This is a genomic window from Rhodococcus sp. LB1, assembly GCF_001583455.1.
Classification (GTDB): domain Bacteria; phylum Actinomycetota; class Actinomycetes; order Mycobacteriales; family Mycobacteriaceae; genus Rhodococcus_F; species Rhodococcus_F opacus.
Genome location: NZ_LTCZ01000027.1, coordinates 89,663 through 100,119, shown reverse-complemented (window position 1 = coordinate 100,119; position 10,457 = coordinate 89,663). Strand labels below are relative to the sequence as shown.

12 protein-coding genes are annotated in these 10,457 nt (G+C 68.3%); 8 read left to right on the top strand and 4 right to left on the bottom strand.

From position 1 onward, the window contains the following. The first annotated feature begins 150 nt into the window (after positions 1 to 150). The gene (locus AZG88_RS05765) at positions 151 to 390 is read left to right on the top strand and encodes a DUF6400 family protein (RefSeq protein ID WP_005237803.1); all 240 of its coding nucleotides are present in this window, start codon (positions 151 to 153) and stop codon (positions 388 to 390) included. Positions 391 to 632: 242 nt separating this feature from the next. Here AZG88_RS05765 and AZG88_RS05760 read toward each other — a convergent pair whose 3' ends face one another. Then, the gene (locus tag AZG88_RS05760; protein WP_061042079.1) at positions 633 to 1,415 is read right to left on the bottom strand and encodes an IclR family transcriptional regulator; all 783 of its coding nucleotides are present in this window, start codon (positions 1,413 to 1,415) and stop codon (positions 633 to 635) included. A gap of 198 nt (positions 1,416 to 1,613) precedes the next feature. On the opposite strand from AZG88_RS05760, the gene AZG88_RS05755 reads away from it, so the two are divergent. From AZG88_RS05755 to AZG88_RS05745, 3 genes are read left to right on the top strand one after another with little or no spacing between them, the layout of a single operon-like run. Then, a complete protein-coding gene (locus AZG88_RS05755) occupies positions 1,614 to 2,381 on the top strand; it encodes a CoA transferase subunit A (RefSeq protein WP_061042080.1) in 768 nt (255 codons plus the stop codon). Further along, positions 2,378 to 3,040: a 3-oxoacid CoA-transferase subunit B gene (locus tag AZG88_RS05750; protein ID WP_061697170.1), complete on the top strand. Its 663-nt coding sequence runs from the start codon at positions 2,378 to 2,380 to the stop codon at positions 3,038 to 3,040. Before AZG88_RS05755 ends, AZG88_RS05750 begins: the two co-directional genes overlap by 4 nt. Positions 3,041 to 3,072: 32 nt before the next feature. Next, on the top strand, positions 3,073 to 4,272 hold the full coding sequence (locus AZG88_RS05745; protein ID WP_005237808.1) for an acetyl-CoA C-acetyltransferase: 1,200 nt from the start codon (positions 3,073 to 3,075) through the stop codon (positions 4,270 to 4,272). Positions 4,273 to 4,305: 33 nt separating this feature from the next. Here AZG88_RS05745 and AZG88_RS05740 read toward each other — a convergent pair whose 3' ends face one another. Both AZG88_RS05740 and AZG88_RS05735 read right to left on the bottom strand, forming a co-directional pair. After that, the gene (locus AZG88_RS05740) at positions 4,306 to 4,968 is read right to left on the bottom strand and encodes an enoyl-CoA hydratase-related protein (protein WP_061042081.1); all 663 of its coding nucleotides are present in this window, start codon (positions 4,966 to 4,968) and stop codon (positions 4,306 to 4,308) included. Further along, positions 4,965 to 5,603, bottom strand: coding sequence for a TetR/AcrR family transcriptional regulator (locus AZG88_RS05735; protein WP_061697169.1), 639 nt, complete (start codon positions 5,601 to 5,603; stop codon positions 4,965 to 4,967). The genes AZG88_RS05740 and AZG88_RS05735 overlap by 4 nt, the downstream gene beginning before the upstream one ends. A 177-nt stretch (positions 5,604 to 5,780) precedes the next feature. Between AZG88_RS05735 and AZG88_RS05730 the strand changes: the two genes are divergently transcribed. From AZG88_RS05730 to AZG88_RS05715, 4 genes are read left to right on the top strand one after another with little or no spacing between them, the layout of a single operon-like run. Further along, on the top strand, positions 5,781 to 7,199 hold the full coding sequence (locus AZG88_RS05730; RefSeq protein WP_025431604.1) for a sugar porter family MFS transporter: 1,419 nt from the start codon (positions 5,781 to 5,783) through the stop codon (positions 7,197 to 7,199). Positions 7,200 to 7,235: 36 nt separating this feature from the next. Beyond that, the gene (locus AZG88_RS05725) at positions 7,236 to 7,595 is read left to right on the top strand and encodes a universal stress protein (RefSeq protein WP_005237812.1); all 360 of its coding nucleotides are present in this window, start codon (positions 7,236 to 7,238) and stop codon (positions 7,593 to 7,595) included. Between the two features lie 8 nt (positions 7,596 to 7,603). Continuing rightward, positions 7,604 to 8,788, top strand: coding sequence for a Gfo/Idh/MocA family protein (locus AZG88_RS05720; RefSeq protein ID WP_061697168.1), 1,185 nt, complete (start codon positions 7,604 to 7,606; stop codon positions 8,786 to 8,788). A gap of 1 nt (position 8,789) precedes the next feature. Then, positions 8,790 to 9,791: a Gfo/Idh/MocA family protein gene (locus tag AZG88_RS05715; protein WP_061697167.1), complete on the top strand. Its 1,002-nt coding sequence runs from the start codon at positions 8,790 to 8,792 to the stop codon at positions 9,789 to 9,791. A 6-nt stretch (positions 9,792 to 9,797) separates the two neighbouring features. Here the strand turns inward: AZG88_RS05715 and AZG88_RS05710 are convergent, their stop codons facing one another. Continuing rightward, positions 9,798 to 10,427 carry a nucleoside/nucleotide kinase family protein gene (locus tag AZG88_RS05710; RefSeq protein WP_005237815.1) on the bottom strand — a complete coding sequence of 210 codons (630 nt, stop codon included), beginning with the start codon at positions 10,425 to 10,427 and terminating at the stop codon, positions 9,798 to 9,800. Positions 10,428 to 10,457 lie beyond the last annotated feature (30 nt).

Sequence of the window (10,457 nt, the reverse complement as noted above, 5' to 3'; positions counted from 1 at the left end):
CGCCCCGTCATCCACCCGGATGGCGGGGCGTTTCGTCGTTGATACGACGCAACACTTTCGATCGACGTGATCCAGGTCATTGTGATCTTGGGCGGGCTCGAGTGACCCTGGCCCCTTCGATAACGGCGATTGCGAAACGAAGGTGACCACATGGGTAGCGACTCCGAACTCTCGTTCGCGCTCGACCTCACGCTGGACGAGGCGCGGCGGCGCACCGCTGTTCTCGAGGCGATCGGCGAGGACTGGGATCCCGTCGCCGTGCTCGCGGAGGAGGAGCGGGCGTACGACATGCTGTACTCCGGTCTCGACCCCGAGCAGCAGCGCATCTACGACGAGCTGGTCCAGGCGGGTGTGCTCCCGGATCGGACGGTGGGCCGTGTTACCGATTGATCCGACCGCGGACTTCTCCCGTCGCGCCTGGTTGCCCTGCCCGGGCTGCGACCACGGCTCGGACTGCGGCGACTGCGGGTCCGGCCGCAACTGCGACCGGCATTGGCAGTACCTGCTGAGCAATCAGGGCACCCACGTCCATCTGCAGTGCCCCGACTGCACCCACCTGTGGAGTATCGACACCCGCCACGGGCGACCTCAGCGGCGACGGAAAGCCGCGTAGGCGCCGGACCGAATCGTGCTCACCCCCGGCTCCGCGGCCTGTCGGCGAGGAGTTGGGTGAGCCGGTGCGCCTGGCGGAGGAGGAGTTCTCCCAGTTCTCGGCGACGCTCCTCGCGAAACCGGCTCTCCACACCGGTGATGCTCAGCGCCCAGGCCGGTGATCCCTGGGCGTCGAAGACGGCGGCGCCCATCCCCCAGCTCCCCTCGACGAGCAGCCCGGGGTTGACGGCGTACCCGTTCAGTCGTGTCTCCGCGATGCGCTCGGCGATCTCGTCCCGCCTGTGCTGCGTTCCCCACTCGCCGGTGACGTCGGCGCGCGACAGGTAGTCGTCGATGTCGCGGTCCGGCAGGTGGGACAGGATGACCAGACCCGCCGACGCCACCCCGAGCGGTAGGCGGATGCCGACGTACAGCACGTGGGAGCGCAGCGGGAAGCTGCCCTCCTCGCTCGCGATGCAGACCGTTTCGTCGCCGCGGCGCGCGGACAGGAAGACACTCTCGCCGGTCTCGCGTGCGAGATCGCGGAGGATGTCGCGGGAGCGGTCCGTGATGTCGTACCGGCCGACAGCGAGCGAGCCGAGCAGGTACAGCTCGGGTCCCAGCGACCATTTCCCCGACTTCTGGTCGCGGTCCACCAGCCCCTCCTCGGCCAGCGAGACGAGGAGGCGGTGCACGGTGGGCCGGGCGAGACCCGTCTCCCGCGCCAGGGCAGACGTCGAGGAGCCCGACGCTTCGAGAGCCGCGATGGCCCGGAAGAGGGATCCCACCCGCCGAATGACCTGCGGCCGCTGCGCGTCGTCCATGATCGCAGTATACGTTCACTCAGTGAACACTCTTCGGCGTGACGTCCAGACCGCGAGCACTGTGCCGGGAACCCTTGAAATGCATGCAGCGACCCCTTTTAGTGGAGCACAGCTCGTCGCGCAGAGTTGTCCATCAGGTGGACGAATCTTCGCGGGAAGACGGTATCGCCGGTACGGCGGCCAGGAGAAAGGATGCACATGGGATCGAGAGTGTTCGACACCCCGGAAAAAGCAGTCGCGGACGTGTCCGACGGCGCGTCGATCGCCGTGGGCGGGTTCGGTCTGTGCGGAATCCCCGACTCGCTGATCCGCGCGCTCGCCGACTCCGGTGTCGGGAACCTCGAGGTCTTCTCCAACAACTGCGGTGTGGACGACCACGGGCTCGGAATTCTGCTGGGTGCCCGCCGGATCCGGCGCGTCACCGCGTCGTACGTCGGCGAGAACAAGGAATTCGCGCGTCAGTACCTCTCCGGTGAGCTCGAGGTGGAGCTGACCCCGCAGGGCACGCTGGCCGAACGCCTCCGGGCGGGCGGCGCGGGTATCCCCGCGTTCTTCACCCCCGCCGGTGTGGGAAGCCCGGTCGCCGACGGCGGACTGCCGTGGCGGTACGCCGACGACGGTTCCGTCGCGCTCGCGTCGCCCCCGAAGGAAACCCGGGTGTTCGGCGACAAGCGCTACGTTCTCGAACTCGGCATCACCGCCGACTTCGCCCTGGTCCACGCACTGCGGGGCGACACCGCCGGCAACCTGGTGTTCGACAAGTCGGCCCTGAACTTCAACCCCCTCGCGGCGATGGCCGGAAAGGTGACCATCGCGCAGGTCGAGGAACTCGTCCCCGCAGGCACCATCGACCCCGCCCAGGTGCACCTGCCAGGAGTCTTCGTTCAACGCATCGTCGAGACCGGCCCCCAGAACAAGCGGATCGAGAAGCGGACAGTCAGCAGCACGGAAGGAGCCACTCGATGACCGGCACCAACGGATGGACACGTGAGCAGATGGCCGCCCGCGCGGCCGCGGAGATGGTCGACGGCGAATACGTCAACCTCGGCATCGGGCTGCCCACGCTCATTCCCGGATACCTCGGCACCGACGTCACCGTGACCCTGCATTCGGAGAACGGCATCCTCGGCACCGGCCCCTACCCCACCGACGAGAACGTCGACCCCGACCTGATCAACGCCGGCAAGGAAACGGTCACCGTCAACGCCGGTGCCGCATTCTTCGATTCCGCACTGTCGTTCGGCATGATCCGCGGCGGCCACATCGACACCGCCGTCCTCGGTGGCATGCAGGTCTCCCGCACCGGCGACCTCGCCAACTGGATGGTCCCCGGGAAGATGGTCAAGGGCATGGGCGGCGCGATGGACCTCGTGCACGGCGCGAGCCGCGTCATCGTCCTCATGGAACACACCGACCGGGACGGCAACCCGAAGATCATCGACGCCTGCACCCTGCCGCTGACCGGCCAGGGCGTCGTCAACCGCATCATCACCAACCTCGCCGTCATCGATGTGGTCGGCGACGGCACCCTCGCTCTCCGTGAGGTCGCCCCCGGCGTCACCGTCGACGACGTCGTCGCCACCACCGGAACCCCCCTCGAGATCCGCGAATCCGCGCTCGTCTGAGCGACATTCGTCACGACACCAAGGACACTCCCATGACTTCTCGCACCAGGTCCGTCATCGTCGCCGGAGCCCGGACCCCCGTCGGCCGGCTGACGGGTTCCCTCGCGTCCCTCTCCGGATCCGATCTCGGTGGCATCGCCATCAAGGGTGCCCTCGACAAGGCCGGGGTGGCACCCGAACTGGTGGAGTACGTGATCATGGGGCAGGTCCTCACTGCCGGCGCCGGTCAGATCCCGGCCCGGCAGGCCGCGGTCAACGCGGGTATCCCGATGTCGGTGCCCGCCTTGACCGTCAACAAGGTGTGCCTGTCGGGTCTCGACGCCATCGCGCTCGCCGACCAGCTGATCCGCGCCGGCGAATTCGATGTCGTCGTCGCCGGCGGGCAGGAGTCGATGTCCCAGGCGCCGCACCTGCTCCCGAACTCGCGGAGCGGTTTCAAGTACGGCGACACCACCCTCGTCGACCACCTCGCCTACGACGGCCTGTACGACATCTTCACCGAGCAGGCGATGGGCGCCCTCACCGAGGACCGGAACGCGAACACCGACAAGATCGGTCGCGAAGAGCAGGACGCCTTCGCTGCCGCCTCACATCAGCGCGCCGCGGCCGCGTGGAAGAACGGACTCTTCGACGACGAGGTCGTACCCGTCACCATCCCGCAGCGCCGGGGAGAGCCGCTCGTCGTCACCGAGGACGAGGGCATCCGCGCCGACACCACGGCCGAGTCGCTGTCGAAGCTGCGGCCCGCCTTCAGCAAGAACGGCACCGTCACCGCAGGTTCCGCGTCACAGATCTCCGACGGCGCGGCCGCCGTCGTGGTGATGAGCAAGGCCAAGGCCGAGGAGCTGGGACTCGAATGGCTCGCCGAGATCGGTGCCCACGGCGTCGTCGCCGGACCGGACTCGACGCTCCAGCAGCAGCCCGCCAATGCCATCGACAAGGCATGTACCCGTGAGGGACTCGACCCCTCGGCGCTCGACCTCGTCGAGATCAACGAAGCCTTCGCCGCAGTCGGCATCGAGTCGACCCGGCAACTCGGAGTCGACCCGTCGCGGGTCAACGTGAACGGCGGCGCCATCGCCATCGGGCACCCGCTCGGCATGTCGGGGGCACGGGTCGTACTGCACCTCGCGCTCGAGCTGAAACGACGCGGTGGTGGAACCGGCGCCGCCGCTCTCTGCGGCGGCGGCGGGCAGGGCGACGCCCTGATTCTCCACGTGCCCGGAGAGTGATCACTCTGGCACAGTAGTTTTCGCGTCACCGAGTCATGATCGGCCCGATGCGAGTGCGGCGACGGCCGGCGCGAACATGGTGGACTTGATCGCGCCGAGCGTGCCGGCGTCCTTTCCCGCGAGCGGCGTGATCAGGTCGACGGCAGCGTCCAGGACCGCGCCTTCGGGCGCGGTCCCGTCGACCAGCCCACTCGAGTGCGCGTCGGCGCCGCCGTAGCGGCGGCCGGTGGTCATGGCGGTGATCGCGGTCTGCGGTGTCAGCTTGGCCTGGATCAGCGCGGCCATCCCCGGGGTGAACGGAATGTGGATGTCCACCTCGGGGAAGCAGTAGTACCCACGGTCGGATCGCATCACCCGGTAGTCGTGGGCGATTCCGAGCATGGCGCCTGCGCCGAACGCGTGCCCGTTGACCGCGGCCACCGTCGGCAGGGGGAGCGTCAGAATCCGGCTGAACAGGGCCTGCACGCGCCCGACGTACCAGTCTGCGCGGTCACCGTTGGCCATCAGCCAGTCCAGGTCGAGGCCGTTGGAGTAGAACTTCCCCGTGGCCGTGGTGACCAGGGCCTGCGCGCCGTGTTCGTGGGCGTCGTCGAGGAGCCGGTCGACGGTGTCGAGCCACTCGGGGGAGAAACGATTCTCGTCGTCGCCGAGGTCGAGGACGGAGATCGTGTCCAGGTAGGTCAGGGTGGCGGTCATCGGGAACCTTTCGTGTTGCTGTCGTGACGTTTCCCCGGGGACGGGGGGTCGAGTGCGAGGACGGCGCGGACCGCCGTCTCGAGGCGTCGGCGCATGGGGTCGTCCGGTTTTCGCCGGGCGTGCAGCAGCAGTCCGGTGGGGAGCCCGACGACGCACGCTTCGATCACTTCGACCGCGCGACCGTCCTTGCGCCCCCACAACGCCAGCGCCAACCGGACGAACAGTTCGACGAGGACGGAGTCGAGGCGCGACAACTCGGCGGCGACGTCCTCGGGGACGTCGGATCCGAGCAGTTCGTCGCGGCGCACGGTGAGAAGAAGTCGCGACGACTGCGGGAAACGCTCGGCGAAGACGGCGGGGGTGTCGGCGGCCGCGACGACGGCGTCCACGGGACCACGCCCCAGCGCCTCCTCGACCGATTCCTGTTGCAGGTCGAGAAATCGGTGCGCCGCCCGCAACCATGCGCGCCCGACCAGTCCTCCCCGCGAGCCGAACGCGTGATAGATGGCCCCGTTCGACATCTCCGTGGCCGCGGCGACCGCACGCAGGGTCACCGCGCTCGGTCCGCCTTCCACCGCCAGCCGTTCGGCGGCATCGAGCGCGGCGTCGAGGTCGTGGACTCGTGGCCTGGGCATACCGCGAACGATAACAGATCATGCGTTCTATTACTCGTGGGTAGGTAGCGACCGATCGCGACGCGGGAACCGCCCGATGATTGGCTTGCCGTTGTGCCCCGAGTCACAATGGGTTAGCTTTGTTCGGACATAAACACATTACGTGTTCTGTACATGGAATACGTCGAGGAGATGTTCATGGCCAGCGATCTCACCCGAACTACCGCCCCGTCCCTGCCTGCCGAAGCCCCCGGGCGGCACTCGCACAGACTCGGCATCATCGCCGTCGTCGCCACCTTCGGCGGCCTGCTCTTCGGATACGACACCGGAGTCATCAACGGCGCACTCGCACCGCTGAAGGAAGACCTCCAGCTCACCTCGTTCACCGAAGGCCTGGTGGTGAGCATCCTGATCTTCGGTGCCGCGATCGGCGCTCTCATCGGCGGACGGATGTCCGACCGGTTCGGACGCCGGCACAACATCCTGGTGCTCGCGATCATCTTCATGATCGGGACGCTCGGCTGCGTGCTGTCCCCGACGTGGGAGGTGCTCGCACTGTTCCGCTTCATTCTCGGCCTCGCCGTCGGCGGCGCATCCGCGACCGTGCCCGTCTACCTCTCCGAGATCTCCCCCACCGAACGACGCGGCAGCGTGGTCTCCCGCAACGAAGTCATGATCGTCGTCGGACAGTTCGCCGCATTCGTGATCAACGCCATCATCTTCAACATCTGGGGCGAGCACGAGAACGTCTGGCGCTTCATGCTTCTGGTCGCCGTCATACCGGCCATCTTCCTGTTCGCCGGAATGCTGCGGATGCCGGAGAGCCCGCGCTGGCTGATGTCGCAGGACCGGCACGACGAAGCGCTCGCCGTGCTTCTCCAGGTCCGGTCCCCGGAGCGGGCACGTGCCGAGTTGGAGGAAGTTCGGGCGCTCGCCGAGGAAGAGAAGCTCTCACAGACCGGCGGGGCCGCCGACCTGTCGGTGAAATGGATCCGCCGCCTCATCTTCATCGGCGTCGGCCTCGGAGTGTTCCAGCAGGCCACCGGCATCAACTCGGTGATGTACTACGGCACCCAGCTGCTCGGCGACGCCGGATTCTCCTCCAACGCCGCCATCGTCGCGAACACCCTCAACGGTCTGTTCAGCGTGCTCGGCGTCCTCACCGGCGTCGCCCTGATCAACCGGATCGACCGTCGGAAGATGCTCATCGGCGGCTTCACCCTCACCACCACGTTCCACGTGCTCGTCGGCCTGTCCGCGTTCCTGCTGCCCGACGGCACCCTCAAGGCATACCTGATCCTGACGTTCGTGGTGCTGTTCGTCTTCTCGATGCAGGCCACGATCGGCCCCCTGGTGTGGCTGATGCTGTCGGAGATCTTCCCGCTGAAGATCCGCAGCTTCGCCATCGGTGTCTGCATCTTCGCACTGTGGATCGCCAACGCGGTTGTCGCGCTGCTCTTCCCGCCCGTCGTGGCCGCACTGGGAATCGGTGCGACGTTCTTCATCTTCGCCGGCCTCGGCGTGCTGGCTCTCGTCTTCATCAAAACCCAGGTACCGGAGACCCGTGGCCGCTCGCTCGAGGAACTCGAAGATCAGTTCCGGCGCGACTACTCGTGACAGTCGCCGCACCGCGTCCCCTGAAAGGTTGATCCCATGACAGTGCTCGTAGCCGTGACCGACTCCTCCGAAGGATCGCACGCCCTCCTCGCCGGCAAGAAGGAAGCCGCGATGCTGGGCACCGACCTCCTGGTGGTGAACCTCTCCCTCACCGAACCCGAAGAGGTGCACACTCTCGCGGACGACGGCGTGACCGTCCTCGACCGGATCGGCCGTGGAGACCGCGATCCCGCGACCGCCGTGCTCGACCTGCTCGACGAACGACCCGACATCGAACGCCTCGTGATCGGCGTCAAACGCCGCAGCGCGGTCGGCAAGGCTCTGCTCGGCAGTGTGAGCCAGCGCCTCATCCTGCAATCCCCGATCCCGGTCCTCGCGGTCAAAACCCCTCAATAGGAGCCGAGTTGAGCAAGCAAGGGAGCCTGCGCCTGGTCGGGGGCATGGTCGGCGGCGGGCAGGGCGCCGACATCGGCAAGACCCACCGCTACGCGATGCGCCTCGACGACCGATACGACCTGCACGCAGGGGTCTTCGGGCGAGACGGCGCATCGTCGGCGCGGATCGCCGAGAGCCTCGGTGTTCCGGGCGACCGCACCTATCGCGACTACCGGGAGATGGCGGAACGGGAATCCGCCCGCGAGGACGGCGTCGACGTGGTCGCCGTGACCACCCCGAACGACAGCCACTTCGACATCGCGCGCACGTTCCTGGAGGCGGGCATCTCGGTGGTGTGCGAAAAGCCCCTCACCTCCGACTCGGCGTCGGCTGCGGAACTGGTCGCGATCGCCGAGTCGTCCGGTGCGATTCTCGCCGTCCCGCACTGCTATTCGGCGTATGCGATGGTCCGGCATGCGGCCCGGATGGTGCGCGACGGCGACCTCGGCCGGATCCGATTCGCCGCGGTCGAGCACGCGTCCGGTTGGGCCGCGGCACCCGTCGAACTCGGCGAGCACCGTCAGGCACGCTGGCGCACCGACCCCGGCGTCGCGGGATTCCCCAGCGTCGTCGGCGATCTCGGCACCCACGCCTTCCACCTCCTGCGGTACATCACCGGACTCGAAGCCACCAGAGTGTCTGCCGAACTGAACACCCTCGTCCCCGGACGGCGGGTGTTCGACAACGCCACCGTCCGCCTCACCCTCTCCAACGGGGCACCCGCGACACTGTGGGCGAGCATGGCCGCGACCGGCAACGAGCACGGCCTGCGCATCCGGGTGTTCGGCGACGCCGCGAGCATCGAATGGCGGCACGAGGACCCCCAGCACCTGACGGTGCGCGACCTCGACGGCGGCGCGACGATCCTCGCGCAGGGGATGCGCACGCTGTCCGAGGACGCCGGCCGGCTCACCCGCCCCGGCCTGGGACATCCCGAAGGCTTCCTCGAGGCTTTCGCGAACTTCTACCGCGATCTCGCGGACGAACTCCGCGCCCGCCGCGACGACACTCCCACCACCCTCCGCGATCTGTCCTTCCCCACCGGACGCGACGGGCTGATCGGCGTCCAGTTCGTCGAGGCGACGGCCGCCTCGCACGCCGCCGACTCCGCCTGGGTGGTTCCCGCTTTCGCACACGACAAGGTCGGTATCTGACATGCAGCGATTCGCCCTCATCGGGGCCGGATTCATCGGCGGAGTGCACGGCGCCAACCTCGCCGCCCACCCCGACGTCGATCTGGCCCTCGTCTTCGACATCGACCTCGCTCGCGCGACGGACCTCGCCAAGCGGCACGGCAGCCGCGCCACCACCGATCTCGTGGAAGTCTTCGACCCCGCGGCAATCGACGCCGTCTTCATCGCATCGTCCACCGACACCCACGCCGAGCACCTTCGCACCGCGGCGACGGCAGGTATCCCGGCTCTGTGCGAAAAGCCCATCGATCTCGACCTTGCGCGCGCCGCCGACATCGTCCGCTTCGCCGAAACCCGATCACTGCGGGCGATGGTCGATTTCAACCGCCGCTTCGACCGTGACTACGCCGAACTGCAGCGGGTGGTCGCGTCCGGCGAGATCGGATCGGTGGAGCTGATCCAGATGACCAGCCGCGGTCCGGCGATGCCGCCGCTCGAGTACATCGCGGTCTCGGGTGGGCAGATGCGCGACCAGACCGTCCACTTCTTCGACCTGGCCCGGTGGATCTCCGGGCTCGACCCCGAGTCCGTCTTCGCGACCGGTTCCACGCTCGCCGAACCCCGCCTCGCCGAGTACGGCGACGTCGACACGTCGGCGGTCACCCTGCGTCTGCCCGGCGGGGCACTCGTCCAGATCGACTGCACCCGGCGGATCGGCTACGGCTACGACGAACGCATCGAGGTGCTCGGCTCGACCGGCATGGTCGAAGCGCGGCGGCAGCGCGCCGGATCCGTCTCCCGGTACAGCGCCGGCCACGTGGTCGACGACGGCTTGCACGCGGGATGGTTCGAACGGATCAGAGGCAGCTACCGCACCGCGCTCGACCACTTCGTCGACGCGCTGGAAAACGGTGCCGCCATCGGCCCGACCCTCGCGGAGGCGTTGAAGGCGCAGGCGATCGCCGAAGCCGCGACGCGCTCACTCACCAGCGGCCGGATGGAGCCGATCGAATACCCGGCCTGAGACCGGTCACACGGGGTCACCGAGCACGACGACGTCGGCGCGGGCACGGCCGGGCGCGACCAACGCGGTGTTGCGTTCGTCGCTGCGCCGCACCCACTCTCGCGCATCTTCGGGCGACTTGCCGAAACGGACGTGCCGCTCGACGAGCCGGGTGACGCGCTCCACGTCGTCCGGGGCGAGGAACCACGCCTCGTCGAGCAGGACACGCACCCGCGACCACGGCTGCTCGTCGAGCAGCAGGTAGTTGCCCTCGGTGATCACCAGCGGAACGTCCGGAGGGACGGCGATCGACCCGGCGTAGGACTCCTCGACGTCGCGGTGGAACTCCGGGGCGTACACCGTCTCGCCGGCGGGTTCACGGAGCCGGCGCAGCAGAGCCACGTAGCCGGCGGCGTCGAACGTGTCCGGTGCGCCCTTGCGCCCGGCCCGCCCGAGGCGGACCAGTTCCGCACCCGCCAGATGGAATCCGTCCATGGACACCACCACCGCGGACGATCCCAGTGCCGCGAGCACTGCCGCGGCGACGGTGCTCTTGCCCGAGCCCGGCGGTCCCGCGATGCCGAGAATGCGGCGCGCACCCGGCTCGGCGAGCGCCCGGGCGCGCGCAACGAGTCCGTCGAGTCGACCGTCGTCCATAGAAAGACCGTAGTCCGGACACTCCGCGGC

Excerpts from the sequence above, each read along its gene's own strand:
- AZG88_RS05765 (WP_005237803.1), top strand. The coding sequence starts at position 151 with ATGGGTAGCGACTCCGAACTCTCGTTCGCGCTCGACCTCACGCTGGAC.
- AZG88_RS05760 (WP_061042079.1), bottom strand. The coding sequence starts at position 1,415 with ATGGACGACGCGCAGCGGCCGCAGGTCATTCGGCGGGTGGGATCCCTC.
- AZG88_RS05755 (WP_061042080.1), top strand. The coding sequence starts at position 1,614 with ATGGGATCGAGAGTGTTCGACACCCCGGAAAAAGCAGTCGCGGACGTG.
- AZG88_RS05750 (WP_061697170.1), top strand. The coding sequence starts at position 2,378 with ATGACCGGCACCAACGGATGGACACGTGAGCAGATGGCCGCCCGCGCG.
- AZG88_RS05745 (WP_005237808.1), top strand. The coding sequence starts at position 3,073 with ATGACTTCTCGCACCAGGTCCGTCATCGTCGCCGGAGCCCGGACCCCC.
- AZG88_RS05740 (WP_061042081.1), bottom strand. The coding sequence starts at position 4,968 with ATGACCGCCACCCTGACCTACCTGGACACGATCTCCGTCCTCGACCTC.
- AZG88_RS05735 (WP_061697169.1), bottom strand. The coding sequence starts at position 5,603 with ATGCCCAGGCCACGAGTCCACGACCTCGACGCCGCGCTCGATGCCGCC.
- AZG88_RS05730 (WP_025431604.1), top strand. The coding sequence starts at position 5,781 with ATGGCCAGCGATCTCACCCGAACTACCGCCCCGTCCCTGCCTGCCGAA.
- AZG88_RS05725 (WP_005237812.1), top strand. The coding sequence starts at position 7,236 with ATGACAGTGCTCGTAGCCGTGACCGACTCCTCCGAAGGATCGCACGCC.
- AZG88_RS05715 (WP_061697167.1), top strand. The coding sequence starts at position 8,790 with ATGCAGCGATTCGCCCTCATCGGGGCCGGATTCATCGGCGGAGTGCAC.
- AZG88_RS05710 (WP_005237815.1), bottom strand. The coding sequence starts at position 10,427 with ATGGACGACGGTCGACTCGACGGACTCGTTGCGCGCGCCCGGGCGCTC.